This is a genomic window from Novosphingobium beihaiense (genome assembly GCF_022832375.1).
GTDB classification, from domain to species: domain Bacteria; phylum Pseudomonadota; class Alphaproteobacteria; order Sphingomonadales; family Sphingomonadaceae; genus Novosphingobium; species Novosphingobium beihaiensis.
Window position 1 is genome coordinate 20,989 of sequence record NZ_JALHLG010000018.1, and the last position, 14,173, is coordinate 35,161.

A 14,173-nucleotide genomic window follows, 5' to 3' on the forward strand; every position below is an offset into this window, starting at 1 on the left:
GCGTGTCAGGACACCCTTCGACAAGCTCAGGGTGAGCGGGGTTTGGTGCAGCCTTCCTGCATCCGGCCCTAGAACATTCCCCCCGCCAGAGCATCGATCGCGCCTTGCAGGATCACGGCGGCGGCGGCCGAATCGATGCGGGTGGCGCGTTTGGCGCGGCTCATGTCCTGTTCGATCAGTCCGCGCTCGGCGCCGGTGGTGGACCAGCGCTCATCCCACAGCAGGATCGGCAGTCCCAGCACGGCGAGGTTGCGGGCATAGGCGCGGCTCGATTGCGAGCGGGGGCCTTCCGATCCGTCCATGTTGAGCGGCAGGCCGATCACCACGCCTTTCACCGCGCGTTCGTGGATCAGGGCTTCGAGCAGCGCCTTGTCCGCGCCGAACTTGCCGCGCTTCAGCGTCTTGCCGGGCGAGGCGAAGCGCCAGCCCGCGTCGCAGAAGGCGGTGCCGATGGTCTGGGTGCCAAGGTCCAGCCCGAGCAGCGCGCCGGCCTGGGGCAGGGCATCGCGGAATGCGAGCGCGCCGGTGGTGATCAGGGGTTCCATCAGCCTTGTGCTTTCTGCTTCGCGGCCCAGGCGGCGCTGCGCCGGGCGAAGTCCGACCGCAGGTTGGACCAGAACAGCGTCATGTCGAATACGTGGTAGTTGTTGCCCGGCAGCACGAACGCGCTCAGCGGCAGTTTGGGCGGAGGGCCGATGTGCAGGAAGTGGTCCGGCCCGCAGGCGGCGGGCACCGTCTGCGCCACCAGTTCCCCGCTGGCTGTCTTGAAATCGGGCACGAGCGTGCCGGTGTTGCGCGCGGCACCGGCGGAGCCGCCGCGCGTGCCGGTGAGCGGGTTGGTGCACAGGAAGGGGCTTTGCCCCACGGGCTGCCCGTCCAGCCCCTTGCGGCGGGCATAGGCGGCCATCATCATCGATGTGTCGGCGGGATCGGCCACGGTCAGCCAGCTCAGCACGCAGCCTGAATCGCTGGCTGTCTCGCAGGCGGGAAGGCCCATCTTCGGCAGGTCGTGATCGATCGAGACCGGCCAGCCGATCGCGTAAGCCGCGATTACCCGGCCTGCGAGCGGGGTTCCGGCAATGCGGTCGCGCAGCAGGCGGCGCAGCAGGAAGGCGCCCTGGCTGTGCCCGGCGAGCACGATCGGCCGGTCCGCGGGCACTTGCGTGATGAAAGCATCGAACGCGGCGAGGATATCGCGGTAGGCCAGATCGAGCGCGGCGCTGCCTTCGGGCTTGTCCGTCAGAAACGCGCCGACGGCGGCCTGGCGGTAGCGCGGGGCGAAAACGGCCTGCGCGCCATTGAAGGGGCTGGCCATGGTCTGGACGAAGAGCCGGGCATATTTGCGCGCGGTTGCGTCTTTCAGGTCCGCGTTCCAGTCGCCCTTTTCGATGTAGCTGGTGGGGTGGATGAAGAAGACCCATGGCCGTGCCGGGTCTTCGGCGCGCTGCGCGCCTGCCGGCAGCCATCGGGCGGGATCGGCGTCCTGCTTCATTCCCGGCCGCGCGATCCACATGTCCGGCTTGCGGTAGGCATTGTCCGCCAGCGCCGGGCGTTCGTGAAACGGGCCGTCCGGCACGAAGGCCATCTCGGAAAGGTCTTCTGCGTAGAAGGTCAGGGCCAGCCTGGCGAGGATATAGAGCACCACGCACACGGCGATGACGTAAAGGAACTTGCGGGCCATGGCCGCTGCGTCTTGCCCGCCCCGGCGCCCGGGTCAAGCGCTTCGCTTATTGCGCGGCGGGGGCGTACGCCGGATCGATCTGCGGCCGCAGGCTCTTGAACGCGCGGCCGTCGCGCAGCGCGCCCCACCAGGTCAGCGGGTTCCAGGTCTGGGTGCCGTCGAGCGAGAACGTGACGAATTCGGCGCGCCCGCCGATGTTGGAGAGCGGCACCGGCCCGCCCAGGCCGCCGCCGGGATGGCCCATGAAGTCCGTCTCGAACGGGGCACGGCTGTCGGCGGAACGGTCGCGGTCGTCGCCCATCAGGAACACATGGCCTTCGGGCACCGTGATTTCCGGATAATTGTCGAGCTGCTGGTTCATGTAGTCGATCACGTCATAAGTCGCGCCGTTGGGCAGGGTTTCGCGGTACGTCGGCAGTTCGTAGACATCATGCCCGTTGGGCAGGCGCGTGCGGTATTGCTCGAAGCCGTCGTAGCAATGGCCCGGCGTCTGCCCGTCGCACTGGAGCGAATCGTCGGCCGCGATCTGCGTCGCCGGTTCGACGACGCGCTTGATGAACTTGCCGTCGAGCCGGATCCGGCCGTTGATCACGGCGATGCGGTCCCCCGGCAGGGCGACGACGCGCTTGATCAGGTCTTCCTTGCGGTTGCCGGGCACGACGATGACGATGTCGCCATATTGCGGCGTGCGGCCCAGGATGCGCCAGGTGCCGCGCGGCAGCAGGTGAAAGCTCAGCGAGGACCAGTTCCAGCCGTAGGGATACTTGGAAACGATAAGCCGGTCCCCCACCAGCAGGTTCGGCATCATCGAGATCGAGGGGATGTAGAACGGCTTGGCGACGAACGAATGGAACGCCAGCACCCCCAGCAGCATCAGCGTGAGGCCGCGCAATTCGTGCCACCAGTTGATCTTTTCGGCCTTTTTCGCGGCTTGGGAGACGGGCTGGGCGGCGCTATCGGTCATGACGGGGGGCAACTTGGTTCCTATCCGGCGGGGAGCGGGCGGGCTTCGATGACGACGAAGGCCTGGGCCCATGGATGATCGTCGGTTAGCGTAAGGTGAACCACCGCTTCATGACCGGCAGGTGTCAGAAAATCCAGCCGTTCGCGTGCGCCGCCGGCCAGCGCCAGCGTGGGCGCGCCCGAGGGGGCGTTCACCACGCCGATATCTTTCATGAACACACCTGCCTTGAAGCCGGTGCCCACGGCCTTGGAAAAAGCCTCCTTGGCGGCGAAGCGCTTGGCCAGCGTGCCCGCCTTGGTGAACGGGCGGCGGTTGCCTTTGGCCTGTTCGATCTCGGTGAAGACACGGGCCTCGAAGCGCGCGCCGAAGCGGTCGAGCGAATTCTGGATGCGCTCGATATTGCACAGGTCGGAGCCCATTCCGATGATCATGAAACCTGTCCTCCCCGGCACGGGGAGGGGGACCGCCGCAGGCGGTGGAGGGGATTCGCCGCCCGGCACCGCGTCTCGTCGAGAGTCCCCTCCACCACGCCGCTACGTGTCGCGGTCCCCCTCCCCGTGCCGGGGAGGACAGGCATCCCGCCTATCACCGCACTTCGTCCATCAGCGCGCGCATCTTCCGCACGCTGGCTTCGAGCCCGCAGAAAATGGCCTCGCCGATCAGGTAGTGCCCGATGTTCAGCTCGGCGAGCTGGGGAATGGCGGCGATCGGCTGCACGTTCTCATACGTAAGCCCATGGCCGGCATGCGGTTCGATACCGTTCTTGGCGGCCAGCGCGGCCATGTCGGCGATTCGCTTGAGTTCCACTGCCACCTGCTCGCCGGTGGCATGGGCATATTCGCCGGTGTGCAGTTCCACGACCGGCGCGCCCAGCTTCATCGCCGCTTCGATCTGGCGCGCTTCGGGGGCGATGAACAGGCTCACCCGGATGCCCGCGTCGCACAGGCGGCCGACGATGGGGGCGAGCTGGTTGTGCAGTCCGGCCGCGTCCAGCCCGCCTTCGGTCGTGCGTTCCTCGCGCTTTTCCGGGACGATGCAGGCCGCGTGCGGTTTGTGGCGCAGTGCGATTTCCAGCATCTCGCCGGTTGCGGCCATTTCCAGGTTGATCGGCAGCCCGGTGGCACCGGCGACGCGCTCCAGATCGGCATCGACGATATGGCGCCGGTCCTCGCGCAAGTGCACCGTGATCCCGTCGCCGCCCGCCTGCGCGACGATCTCCGCCGCGCGCGCCGGGTCCGGGTGTTCGCCGCCGCGCGCGTTGCGGATGGTGGCGACGTGATCGATGTTGACGCCAAGGCGGAGGCGGGCGGGATTGAGCACGTTGGTCACGATGGTCCTGTCAGTTTGGCATCCGGACGGGTCCGGGATCAGGGCTGGGCGCGGCTGCCGGGCTTGATGGCAGGGGTTCCCGCCAGTTCGGGCGGCAGTTTGTCAGGGTCATAAGTGGGGAAGTTGATCGCCACCAGCGGGAAGAACGGCACGCCCAGATCGACGGCCCCGGCGGAACGGTCCACCAGCGAGGCGGCGGCCACGACTTTGCCGCCCGCAGCTTCGATCGCCTTGATCGCTTCGCGCGAGGATTTGCCGGTCGTTACCACGTCCTCGACCATCAGCACCTTGTCGCCCGGTTCGAGCGCAAAGCCGCGGCGCAGTTCGAACGTGCCCTCGGGGCGTTCCACGAACATCGCGTCGACTTGCAGCGCGCGGCCCATCTCCTGGCCGATGATCACGCCGCCCATGGCGGGCGAGACGACCTTCTGGATCTGCTTGCGAATGTCGTGCGGCAGAGTCGCGGCGAGCGCGACGGCCAGCCGGGCGGCGCGGTCCGGGTTCATCAGCACGCGCGCGCACTGCAGATAGTGCGCGCTGTGCCTGCCGGAGGAGAGCAGGAAGTGCCCCTCAAGCAAAGCCTTGCTGGCCCGGAACTCGGCGAGGACCTCTTGTTCGGTCATGACGGACATTTACCCCTGGTGCGATTTGCATGGATCGAGCGCACGTTTGTGCGCCCCTTGGTCAAAAATTCCCCTAGAGGCGCTTGAGACACGCGGCAAGCGCGCGTATAGCCGCTCGCGGAAGGGGGGCACTCGCCTCCGCATAAGGGGTGCGCGTAACGGGGGGCAAACTCGCTTGCGCGTCGATAAAGAGAACGGAAGCGTGACAACGATGACATCCGGCAAAAACGCCAGTGCCTTTGGCAAATCCGTGAAGGCTCTCGGTCTTTCTCTCGCAAGTTTCCTCGCCATTGCGGCCGTTCCGGCCATTGCGCAGGACGCCGCCGCTGGCAGCTACACACCGATGAAACCGGTCGAGGGTGTGGGCATGCCCGTTCCCGAAGGCATTGGCCTGCAGGACCAGTATTCGCCCACCGGCGTGTACGGCGCATGGATCCACAACGATGTGCTGCTGCCGATCATTACCGTGATCACGCTGCTGGTTCTGGCGCTGCTGATCATCGTTGCGGTGCGCTACAACCGCCGCGCCAACCCGGTTGCTTCCAAGACCAGCCACAACACCCTGATCGAAGTGATCTGGACGCTGCTTCCCGTGCTGATCCTGATCGGCATCGCGGTGCCCTCGATCGATCTCATCGCCAAGCAGTACAAGCCCGCGCCCAAGGGCTCGTTGACGATCAAGGTCACGGGCAACCAGTGGTTCTGGACTTACGGCTATCCCGACAATGGCGATTTCGAAGTCGTCTCGAACATGCTGAACGTTCCCGGCCAGCCCGTCATCAACAATGGCGTGCGCGAAGTCGGTTCCGAGCCGTGGGACGGCCCGTCGCACCTCGAAGTGGACAACCGCATGGTCGTTCCCGCCGGTGAGCCGATTCGGCTGCAGGTCACTGCGTCGGACGTGATCCACTCGTTCGCGGTGCCGTCGCTGTGGTTCAAGCTCGACGCCGTTCCGGGCCGCATCAACGAAAAGGTGCTGATGATCGACAAGCCGGGCGTGTACTACGGCCAGTGCTCCGAACTGTGCGGCGCCAAGCACGGCTATATGCCGATCGCTGTCGAGGCCCTGCCGCGCGACAAGTATGACGCCTGGGTCCTGACGCATCCCGGCGGTGTGATCGACGGCCAGAAGGCCGCCGCCACCGAAACCGATTATCTGCCGGGCGAAGAGCCCGCCGGCGCGGCTCCTGCCGCTGACGCATCCGCGTCGCCTGCGGCTGTCGAAGCCGAATAAGCGCGAAACAGGGGTCCCGAACATGGCAACGACTGCTGAACACTTCCAGGCTCACGCGGAAGACCACCATCACGAACACAAGCCGGGCTTCTTCGCCCGCTGGTTCATGTCCACCAACCACAAGGACATCGGCACGATGTACCTGATCTTCGCGATCTGCGCGGGGATCATCGGCGGTGCCGTCTCCGGCATCATGCGCGCCGAGCTGATGGAGCCGGGCATCCAGTACCTCGGCTTCTTCTCGAAGCTGGTGGGTGACGATCCGTCGAACTTCAACGCCACGCTGCACATGTGGAACGTGCTGATCACCGCCCACGGCCTGATCATGGTGTTCTTCATGGTCATGCCCGCGATCATCGGCGGTTTCGGCAACTGGTTCGTGCCGATCATGATCGGCGCGCCGGACATGGCCTTTCCGCGCATGAACAACATCTCGTTCTGGCTGACCGTCGCCGGTTTCTGCTCGCTGATGTTCTCGGCTTTCGTGCCGGGCGGCACGGGCATGGGCGCGGGCACCGGCTGGACGGTCTATGCCCCGCTTTCGACCACCGGCTCGCCCGGTCCCGCGGTCGACTTCGGCATCTTCGCGCTGCACCTTTCGGGTGCGGGCTCGATCATGGGCGCGATCAACTTCATCACCACCATCTTCAACATGCGTGCCCCGGGCATGACCATGCACAAGATGCCGCTGTTCGTGTGGTCGGTGCTGGTTACCGCGTTCCTGCTGCTGCTCTCGCTGCCGGTTCTCGCCGCGGCGATCACCATGCTGCTGACCGACCGTAACTTCGGCACCACCTTCTTCGATCCCGCGGGCGGCGGCGATCCGATCCTGTACCAGCACCTGTTCTGGTTCTTCGGCCACCCCGAAGTCTACATCATGATCCTGCCGGGCTTCGGCATCATCTCGCAGATCATCTCGACCTTCTCGAAGAAGCCGGTGTTCGGCTACCTCGGCATGGCTTACGCGATGGTCGCGATCGGTGTGGTCGGCTTCATCGTGTGGGCGCACCACATGTATTCGACCGGCCTTTCGGTGAACACCAAGATGTACTTCACCGCCGCAACCATGGTCATCGCGGTGCCGACCGGCATCAAGATCTTCTCGTGGATCGCGACGATGTGGGGCGGCAGCATGGAGTTCAAGAGCCCGATGGTCTGGGCGATCGGCTTCATCTTCCTGTTCACCGTGGGCGGCGTGACCGGCGTCGTGCTGGCGAACGGCGGCGTCGACGATGTGCTGCACGACACGTACTACGTGGTGGCGCACTTCCACTACGTGCTGTCGCTGGGGGCTGTGACGGCGCTCTTCGCGGGCTTCTATTACTGGTTCCCGAAGATGAGCGGCAAGATGCACTCCGAGTTCCTGGCGCACGTGCACTTCTGGATCTTCTTCGTCGGCGTGAACATGATCTTCTTCCCGATGCACTTCCTCGGGCTGCAGGGCATGCCGCGCCGCTATCCGGACTATGCCGAGGCCTATGCTCACTGGAACCATGTCGCGACCATCGGCTACATGATCATGGCCGCCAGCCTCGTCGTCTGGTTCGTCAACATCATCTATGCCTTCACCGCGGGCAAGAAGGCGGAGGACAACTACTGGGGCGAAGGCGCCACCACGCTGGAATGGACTCTGTCGAGCCCGCCGCCGTTCCACCAGTTCGAGACGCTGCCCGTGATCGAGGAAGCGGCTCACCACTGATGGACAAAGGTCTGCACGCCGGCTCGCCGGTCGTGTTCGGCCGTTTCCCCTCCCGCTTGCGGGAGGGGCTAGGGGAGGGCATGCCGCCCTCCCTTCGACGCGATGTGATAGATCTATGAAACAGGCCCTCCCCCGGCCCCTCCCGCAAGCGGGAGGGGAGATGACAGACGCCCCGCTCACGCGGACGGCACCTGCGCTTCCGGCCGACTGGCGCGACCTGTTCGCGCTGACCAAGCCGCGCGTGATGAGTCTGGTGATTTTCACCGGCCTGTGCGGCCTGATCGCCGCGCCGGAACGCATCCATCCCGTGCTCGCTTTCACCGCGATCCTGTGCATTGCCATGGGCGCGGGCGGTGCCGCCGCGCTCAACCAGTGGTGGGAAGCCGATCTCGATGCGGGCATGAAGCGCACGGCCAAGCGCCCGCTGCCGCAGGGGCGGCTGGACCGCACCACCGCGCGTGACTTCGCAGGCGTGCTCTGCGGGGCTTCGGTGTTCCTGATGGGGTTCGCCGTGGGCTGGCTCGCGGCCGCGATTCTGGCGGTTTCGATCGTCTATTACGCCGTCATCTACACGATCTGGCTCAAGCCGCGCACGCCGCAGAACATCGTCATCGGCGGCGGCGCGGGCGCGTTCCCGCCGCTGATCGGCTGGGTCGCCGCGACCGGGCATGTCTCGGCGATGCCCATCGTGCTGTTCGCCATCATCTTCTTCTGGACGCCGCCGCACTTCTGGGCGCTCGCGCTTTTCGTGAAGAGCGATTACGCCAAAGTCGGCATTCCGATGATGCCGGTTGTCGCGGGCGAGAAATCCACCCGCCGCCAGATCCTGATCTACGCGGTGCTGCTGCTGCCGCTCAGCGCGCTGCCCTGGTGGCTGCCGGGCAAGGAGCATTCGGGCGCGATCTACGGCATTTGCGCGCTGGTGCTGTCCAGCCTGTTCCTCGCCCTGTCGGCCCGTGTGGCCTTCCGGGAACGCCAGGGGCCGGACGATGCGATGAAGCCGGAAAAGCAGCTCTTCGCCTATTCGGTGATCTACCTCTTCGCGCTGTTCGCGGCGCTGGTGGTGGACCGGTTCATCGTGATCTGAGGGGCAGATATGAATAATCGCAATCAACGGCGCAGTCCCGGGCACGGGCAGGACCAGCAGACGATCGAGCAGATTCGCAAGAGCCGCAACCGCGTGCTGGCGCTTGGCCTTGCCGCTTTCGTCATCCTCGTGTTCTTCATTTCGATCGCCAAGATGAGCTGAGCGGCATGAGCGGGGCGATCAGCGCGGCCGAAAGGGCCCGGCAGAGCAACCGCAAGGTCGCGGTTGTCGCGCTGTCGATGGCGCTGGGCATGCTGGGGCTCGGCTATGCCTCGGTGCCGCTCTACCGCATCTTCTGCCAGGTCACCGGTTATGGCGGCACCACCCGCCGGGTCGATGTGGCGCAGGCGGCCACGGTCAAGGACAGCGGGCGGGAAATGCGCGTGCGCTTCGATGCCAATGTCGCGCGTGATATGCCCTGGGAATTCAAGCCATTGCAGCGCACCGACACGGTATCGGTCGGCGCGCGCGACATGGCGCTGTTCTGGGCGAGGAACGATTCGGACCAGACCGTTACCGGCACCGCCAGCTTCAATGTCGAGCCGGAGCAGGCGGCCAAGTACTTCAACAAGATCCAGTGCTTCTGCTTTACCGAGCAGACGCTCAAGCCGGGTGAGGCCGTGCGCATGCCGGTGCTCTACTACATCGATCCGGCGATTCTTGACGATCCGGACAACAAGGACGTGGAAGAGATTACGCTCAGCTATACGTTCCACGTAACGTCCACCGGCGATGCAAAGACACTGGACCAGAACAATGCGGGCGGTTAAGGCCTCCCGGAAATCTGTGCGCGGCGCCTATGGGGGGAGCCGCGGGAAAATAGACAGTTGGAAAACGGGGAAGTAGGCACCATGGCCGGTACGAAGAACCACGATTACCACATCCTTCCGCCGGATATCGCGCCGCTTGCCACGACTATCGGCGCTCTCACGTTCACGTCCGGCATGGTGCTGTTCATGCACGATCTGCCCGGCGGCCACTTCGTGCCGTGGCTGGGGCTGGCGGTGCTGCTGGCATCCATGTTCATGTGGTTCTCGAAGATCGTCAACGAGGCGCACGCGGGCGATCACACGCCGGTGGTGCAGCTTCACCAGCGCTACGGCATGATCCTGTTCATCGCTTCGGAAGTGATGTTCTTCGTCGGCTGGTTCTGGGCGTTCTTCGATTTCTCGCTGTTTCCCTCGACGCTCACCGAAGTGGTCGATGGCCAGTGGCCGCCCAAGGCGATCGAAGCGGTCATGGATCCCTTCGCGCTGCCGCTGCTCAACACGCTGATCCTGCTGTGCTCGGGCACCACCGTGACCTGGGCGCACCACTCGCTGATCCACGGCGACCGCGACGGGCTGAAGAAGGGCCTGTGGGCGACCGTGCTGCTGGGCCTGCTGTTCACCTCGATCCAGGCTTACGAATATCTCCACGCGCCGTTCCCCTTCGGTCAGAACACTTATGGGTCGGCCTTCTACATGGCGACCGGGTTCCACGGTTTCCACGTGATCGTCGGCACCATCATGCTGATCGTGTGCCTCGTGCGCTCCTACAAGGGCGATTTCACGCCGCGCCAGCACTTCGGTTTCGAAGCCTCGGCGTGGTACTGGCACTTCGTTGACGTGGTGTGGCTGTTCCTCTTCGTGTGCATCTACATCTGGGGCAACGCGGGCGCCGTCATAGAATAATGGCGCAAGGCTGGCATCTCGCGCAGATCAATATCGGGCGTCTGGTGGCGCCCCGGGGCGATCCGCGCGTGCAGCCGTTCTTTGACGCGCTCGATCGCGTCAATGCGCTGGCCGATCAATCGCCCGGGTTCATCTGGCGCCTGCAGGATGAGAGCGGCAATGCCATGGGGATCAGCTATTCGCCCGATCCCCTGCTGGCCGTGAACATGTCGGTCTGGGAAGATGCGGATTCGCTGTTCGAATTCGTCTATCGCAGCGCCCACACCCCGGTCATGGCCAAGCGCCGCGAATATTTCGAACGGTTCGAGGGCGCCTATCAGGCGCTCTGGTGGATTCCCGCCGGGACCGTCCCCACTGTGAGCGATGGCCTTTCGCGCCTCTGGCTGCTCGACCGTTTCGGGCCCTGCCCGCAGGCGTTCAGCTTCAAGGCGCGCTTCCCCGCGCCGGGGGAGGCTGGCGTGCCGGTCGATCACCAGCCCGATCCCTGGTGCATGGGAAATGCCTGAGAGCGAAACCGGGGCCGATCCGAAGACCGGAACCGCTCCCGCGACGGGGGAGGCCGTGGTTCTGGGGCTCTGCCCGAAATGCGGCGGCAAGACCCTGTTCGACGGCCTGCTCAAGTTCGCCCCGCGCTGCCGCGCCTGCGGGCTCGACTATACGCAGTTCAATGTCGGTGACGGGCCGGCGGCATTCCTCACGCTGATCGTCGGTGCCATTATCGCCGTGCTGGCGATCTGGCTGCAGCTCTCGTTCGAGCCGCCGTTCTGGGTCCATGTGATCCTGTGGGTGCCGCTGACGACCGCGCTGGTGATTGGGGGCCTGCGCATGGCCAAGGCCTGGCTGCTGGGCGCCGAGTACCGCCGCCGCGCGGGCGAGGGCCGCCTCAGGGACTGACCGTGCGGCGCATTCCCGTCCTTTCCACGCTTGTCGTTCTGGCGGCGGTTGCCCTGATGGTTTCGCTGGGCGTGTGGCAGTTGCACCGGCTGGCCTGGAAGGAAGCGCTGCTGGCGGACTATGCCGCCGCGCAGCGCACGGGCAGGGAGATCGCCTGGCCATCGAAGGGTGTGGACGAGACGCTGTTCTATCACCGCGCTTACCTGACTTGCACCAGTGTTGCCAGTCACAGCAGCATGGCCGGGCGCAACACCGCAGGCGAATCGGGTATTGCGCAGACGGCCGAGTGCGTGCTGCCCGGTGGCGGCACGGCGCTGGTGGTGCTGGGCTGGGCGCAGCAGCCCAAGGCCGCGCTGGCCTGGGAGGGCGGAAAGGTCCACGGAACCATCGCTCCGGGCCCGCGCCTGATTGCCGACCCGCCGCTCGCCGGGCTTCAGGCCAACGCCCGGCCCGATCCGTCCGAAATTCCGAACAACCACTTCTCCTATGCGATGCAGTGGTTCTTCTTCGCGGCAACGGCACTGGCGATCTATGCCATCGCCTTGTGGAAGCGGCTGCGGCAGGGCTGAGCGGCAAGCCAAGGCTTTCCTTTCGGGCCTCACCGGGCTAACCGCGCCCGCAAACAACAGGATTGGCCATGGAATACATCAGCACTCGCGGTGGCGCTCCGGCGCTCGATTTCGAAGGCGCCACGCTGGCGGGGCTCGCGTCGGACGGCGGCCTCTATGTGCCGCGCGAATGGCCGCGCTTCTCGCCGGACGAGATCGCCGCACTGGCGGGCCTGCCCTATGCCGAACTGGCGGCCAGGATCATGGCGCCTTTCGTCGGCGACAGCCTGACGTATGACCGCCTGCTGGAGCTGACCACGCAGGCCTATGGCCGCTTCGCGCACAAGGCGGTGACGCCGCTCAAGCAGTTCGACGAGCAGCAGTGGGTGCTGGAACTGTTCCACGGCCCCACGCTCGCGTTCAAGGACGTGGCGCTGCAACTGCTTGGCCTGTTCTTCGAGGAATTCCTCAGCCGTTCCGACCGTAACCTGACGATCGTCGGCGCGACTTCGGGCGATACCGGATCGGCGGCGATCGATGCGGTGGCGGGGCGCGAGAAAGTGGACATCTTCATGCTCCACCCGCAGGGCCGCGTCTCGGACGTGCAGCGCCGCCAGATGACCACGGTGCTGGCCCCCAACGTCTACAACATCGCTATCGAAGGCTCGTTCGACGATGCCCAGGCGATGGTGAAGCGCATGTTCAACGATACGGACATGACCGGCCGGTTCGCCATCGGCGCGGTGAATTCGATCAACTGGGCGCGGCTGATGGCGCAAGTGGTCTATTACTTCGCCGCCGCCCTGCAGCTCGGCGCGCCGCACCGCCCGGTTGCCTTCTCGGTGCCGACGGGCAATTTCGGCGACGTTTTCGCGGGCTATGTCGCGGCGAAGATGGGGCTGCCGGTCGCCAGGCTGATCGTGGCCACGAACGTCAACGACATCCTCCACCGCGCGCTGTCCACCGGCGACTATTCGCAAGGCACGGTCACGCCCACCGCCGCGCCGTCGATGGATATCCAGGTCTCCTCCAACTTCGAACGGCTGCTGTTCGACCTTGGCGGTCGCGACGGCAAGGCCATGGCGGAGCAGATGGCGGGCTTCGAGGCGACGAAGGCGATGCAGCTCACCAATGCGCAGCGCGAAGGCGCCGCCGCGCTGTTCCAGTCGGCCCGCGCCGATGCCGACGATATGACCTCGACCATTCGCTGGGCCTGGGAAAACTGCGGCGAACTGATCGATCCGCACACTGCCTGCGGCCTGTTTGCCGCGCGTGCGGCGGGGATCGATGCGGCCACGCCGGTGATCACGCTGGCGACCGCGCACCCGGCCAAGTTCCCCGAAGCGGTCGAGCGCTCGACCGGCCACCGCCCCAGCCTGCCCGCACGCGTGGGCGACCTGTTCGACCGCGAGGAAAAGTGCGTTGCACTGCCGGGCACTTATGAAGCGGTGGCGGAGTTCGTGGCTGGCCACGCCACGCCCAAGGCCTGATGGCGGACCTCGTACCCCAGCCCGTTATCCTCACCGGCGAGGGGTGGGGGGACTATGGCCTTGTCGATTCGGGCCATGGCCGCAAGCTGGAGCGCTACGGCGCTTATCGCTTCGTGCGCCCCGAACCGCAAGCGATGTGGACCCCGCGCTTGCCGGACTGGGATGCCCACGGCGAATTCGTGCCCGGCTCGGACGAGGACGGCGGCGGGCGCTGGCACTATGAAAAGCCGGTCCCGCGCGAAGGCTGGCCGCTGGCATGGAACGAGGTCTCCTTCACCGCGCAGTGCACGCCGTTTCGCCATCTGGGCTTCTTCCCGGACATGGCGCCGGTGTGGGACTGGATGCGCGCGCAGCTCAGCGGGCGGGACGATGCCTCGACGCTGAACCTGTTCGGCTATACCGGCGTGGGCACGCTGGCGCTTTCCGCGCACGGGCCGGTGACGCATGTCGATGCCTCGAAGAAGTCGGTGGCGCAGGCGCGCGAGAATGCCGCGCTGGCGGGTCTGGAAGACCGCCCGGTGCGCTGGCTGATCGACGATGCCGCCAAGTTCGCCGCGCGCGAAGTGCGCCGGGGCAAGCGCTACGACGGGATCATTCTCGATCCCCCCAAGTTCGGGCGCGGCCCCAATGGCGAGACCTGGCGTCTGGAGGAAAACCTGCCCGCTTTGCTGGGCGATTGCCGCCAGCTGCTCGATGAGAACAGCCGGTTCCTGTTCCTCACGGTCTATGCCGTGCGCATGTCCTCGCTGGCGCTGGCCGGGCTGATGGACGAGCTGTTCGCGGGGCTTCCCGGCCAGATCGAACATGGCGATCTGGCGGTGCGCGAGGATGGGCAGGGCCGCCTGCTGCCCACCGCGATCTTCGCCCGCTGGCGGCGGGATTAGCGGCTCAAATCCTCCCTGTCGCGAAGCGATGGGGAGGTGGCAGCCCGCAGGGCTGACGGAGGGGTTT

General features: G+C 65.8%; 17 protein-coding genes. 11 read left to right on the top strand and 6 right to left on the bottom strand.

The genetic code is table 11. The annotated features are described in order from the left end of the window. Positions 1 to 68: 68 nt before the first annotated feature. From ruvX to pyrE, 6 genes are all read right to left on the bottom strand, one after another. Entirely contained in the window at positions 69 to 545 is a 477-nt protein-coding gene (ruvX, locus tag MTR66_RS12945) for a Holliday junction resolvase RuvX (protein WP_243921683.1), read from the bottom strand. Then, the gene (locus tag MTR66_RS12950) at positions 545 to 1,681 is read right to left on the bottom strand and encodes a DUF3089 domain-containing protein (RefSeq protein ID WP_243921685.1); all 1,137 of its coding nucleotides are present in this window, start codon (positions 1,679 to 1,681) and stop codon (positions 545 to 547) included. Before MTR66_RS12950 ends, ruvX begins: the two co-directional genes overlap by 1 nt. A gap of 46 nt (positions 1,682 to 1,727) precedes the next feature. Further along, on the bottom strand, positions 1,728 to 2,645 hold the full coding sequence (lepB, locus tag MTR66_RS12955) for a signal peptidase I (RefSeq protein ID WP_243921687.1): 918 nt from the start codon (positions 2,643 to 2,645) through the stop codon (positions 1,728 to 1,730). A 20-nt stretch (positions 2,646 to 2,665) separates the two neighbouring features. Then, the gene (acpS, locus tag MTR66_RS12960) at positions 2,666 to 3,076 is read right to left on the bottom strand and encodes a holo-ACP synthase (protein WP_243921689.1); all 411 of its coding nucleotides are present in this window, start codon (positions 3,074 to 3,076) and stop codon (positions 2,666 to 2,668) included. Between the two features lie 154 nt (positions 3,077 to 3,230). Next, on the bottom strand, positions 3,231 to 3,974 hold the full coding sequence (locus MTR66_RS12965; RefSeq protein WP_243921691.1) for a pyridoxine 5'-phosphate synthase: 744 nt from the start codon (positions 3,972 to 3,974) through the stop codon (positions 3,231 to 3,233). 38 nt (positions 3,975 to 4,012) lie between these two features. Next, the gene (pyrE, locus tag MTR66_RS12970; RefSeq protein ID WP_243921693.1) at positions 4,013 to 4,597 is read right to left on the bottom strand and encodes an orotate phosphoribosyltransferase; all 585 of its coding nucleotides are present in this window, start codon (positions 4,595 to 4,597) and stop codon (positions 4,013 to 4,015) included. 211 nt (positions 4,598 to 4,808) lie between these two features. On the opposite strand from pyrE, the gene coxB reads away from it, so the two are divergent. The 11 genes from coxB to MTR66_RS13025 all read left to right on the top strand — a co-directional run bounded on the left by coxB (position 4,809) and on the right by MTR66_RS13025 (position 14,106). After that, complete coding sequence (gene coxB, locus MTR66_RS12975) at positions 4,809 to 5,831, top strand: cytochrome c oxidase subunit II (protein ID WP_243921695.1); 1,023 nt, start codon at positions 4,809 to 4,811, stop codon at positions 5,829 to 5,831. Positions 5,832 to 5,853: 22 nt separating this feature from the next. Continuing rightward, entirely contained in the window at positions 5,854 to 7,530 is a 1,677-nt protein-coding gene (gene ctaD, locus MTR66_RS12980) for a cytochrome c oxidase subunit I (RefSeq protein ID WP_243921697.1), read from the top strand. A gap of 160 nt (positions 7,531 to 7,690) precedes the next feature. Continuing rightward, a complete protein-coding gene (locus MTR66_RS12985) occupies positions 7,691 to 8,617 on the top strand; it encodes a heme o synthase (RefSeq protein ID WP_243921699.1) in 927 nt (308 codons plus the stop codon). Positions 8,618 to 8,626: 9 nt separating this feature from the next. Continuing rightward, positions 8,627 to 8,779 carry a hypothetical protein gene (locus MTR66_RS12990; RefSeq protein ID WP_243921701.1) on the top strand — a complete coding sequence of 51 codons (153 nt, stop codon included), beginning with the start codon at positions 8,627 to 8,629 and terminating at the stop codon, positions 8,777 to 8,779. Between the two features lie 5 nt (positions 8,780 to 8,784). Continuing rightward, positions 8,785 to 9,387 carry a cytochrome c oxidase assembly protein gene (locus MTR66_RS12995; protein WP_243921703.1) on the top strand — a complete coding sequence of 201 codons (603 nt, stop codon included), beginning with the start codon at positions 8,785 to 8,787 and terminating at the stop codon, positions 9,385 to 9,387. Positions 9,388 to 9,468: 81 nt separating this feature from the next. Beyond that, the gene (locus MTR66_RS13000) at positions 9,469 to 10,290 is read left to right on the top strand and encodes a cytochrome c oxidase subunit 3 (RefSeq protein WP_243921705.1); all 822 of its coding nucleotides are present in this window, start codon (positions 9,469 to 9,471) and stop codon (positions 10,288 to 10,290) included. Next, a complete protein-coding gene (locus tag MTR66_RS13005; protein WP_243921707.1) occupies positions 10,290 to 10,796 on the top strand; it encodes a DUF3291 domain-containing protein in 507 nt (168 codons plus the stop codon). Before MTR66_RS13000 ends, MTR66_RS13005 begins: the two co-directional genes overlap by 1 nt. Then, positions 10,789 to 11,184, top strand: coding sequence for a DUF983 domain-containing protein (locus MTR66_RS13010; RefSeq protein WP_243921709.1), 396 nt, complete (start codon positions 10,789 to 10,791; stop codon positions 11,182 to 11,184). Before MTR66_RS13005 ends, MTR66_RS13010 begins: the two co-directional genes overlap by 8 nt. 2 nt (positions 11,185 to 11,186) lie before the next feature. Next, on the top strand, positions 11,187 to 11,753 hold the full coding sequence (locus MTR66_RS13015; protein ID WP_243921712.1) for an SURF1 family protein: 567 nt from the start codon (positions 11,187 to 11,189) through the stop codon (positions 11,751 to 11,753). Between the two features lie 68 nt (positions 11,754 to 11,821). Further along, on the top strand, positions 11,822 to 13,222 hold the full coding sequence (gene thrC / locus MTR66_RS13020) for a threonine synthase (RefSeq protein ID WP_243921714.1): 1,401 nt from the start codon (positions 11,822 to 11,824) through the stop codon (positions 13,220 to 13,222). After that, entirely contained in the window at positions 13,222 to 14,106 is an 885-nt protein-coding gene (locus MTR66_RS13025) for a class I SAM-dependent methyltransferase (protein ID WP_243921716.1), read from the top strand. Before thrC ends, MTR66_RS13025 begins: the two co-directional genes overlap by 1 nt. Positions 14,107 to 14,173: the final 67 nt, after the last annotated feature.

Excerpts from the sequence above, each read along its gene's own strand:
- ruvX (WP_243921683.1), bottom strand. The coding sequence starts at position 545 with ATGGAACCCCTGATCACCACCGGCGCGCTCGCATTCCGCGATGCCCTG.
- MTR66_RS12950 (WP_243921685.1), bottom strand. The coding sequence starts at position 1,681 with ATGGCCCGCAAGTTCCTTTACGTCATCGCCGTGTGCGTGGTGCTCTAT.
- lepB (WP_243921687.1), bottom strand. The coding sequence starts at position 2,645 with ATGACCGATAGCGCCGCCCAGCCCGTCTCCCAAGCCGCGAAAAAGGCC.
- acpS (WP_243921689.1), bottom strand. The coding sequence starts at position 3,076 with ATGATCATCGGAATGGGCTCCGACCTGTGCAATATCGAGCGCATCCAG.
- pyrE (WP_243921693.1), bottom strand. The coding sequence starts at position 4,597 with ATGACCGAACAAGAGGTCCTCGCCGAGTTCCGGGCCAGCAAGGCTTTG.
- coxB (WP_243921695.1), top strand. The coding sequence starts at position 4,809 with ATGACATCCGGCAAAAACGCCAGTGCCTTTGGCAAATCCGTGAAGGCT.
- ctaD (WP_243921697.1), top strand. The coding sequence starts at position 5,854 with ATGGCAACGACTGCTGAACACTTCCAGGCTCACGCGGAAGACCACCAT.
- MTR66_RS12985 (WP_243921699.1), top strand. The coding sequence starts at position 7,691 with ATGACAGACGCCCCGCTCACGCGGACGGCACCTGCGCTTCCGGCCGAC.
- MTR66_RS12990 (WP_243921701.1), top strand. The coding sequence starts at position 8,627 with ATGAATAATCGCAATCAACGGCGCAGTCCCGGGCACGGGCAGGACCAG.
- MTR66_RS12995 (WP_243921703.1), top strand. The coding sequence starts at position 8,785 with ATGAGCGGGGCGATCAGCGCGGCCGAAAGGGCCCGGCAGAGCAACCGC.
- MTR66_RS13000 (WP_243921705.1), top strand. The coding sequence starts at position 9,469 with ATGGCCGGTACGAAGAACCACGATTACCACATCCTTCCGCCGGATATC.
- MTR66_RS13005 (WP_243921707.1), top strand. The coding sequence starts at position 10,290 with ATGGCGCAAGGCTGGCATCTCGCGCAGATCAATATCGGGCGTCTGGTG.
- MTR66_RS13010 (WP_243921709.1), top strand. The coding sequence starts at position 10,789 with ATGCCTGAGAGCGAAACCGGGGCCGATCCGAAGACCGGAACCGCTCCC.
- thrC (WP_243921714.1), top strand. The coding sequence starts at position 11,822 with ATGGAATACATCAGCACTCGCGGTGGCGCTCCGGCGCTCGATTTCGAA.
- MTR66_RS13025 (WP_243921716.1), top strand. The coding sequence starts at position 13,222 with ATGGCGGACCTCGTACCCCAGCCCGTTATCCTCACCGGCGAGGGGTGG.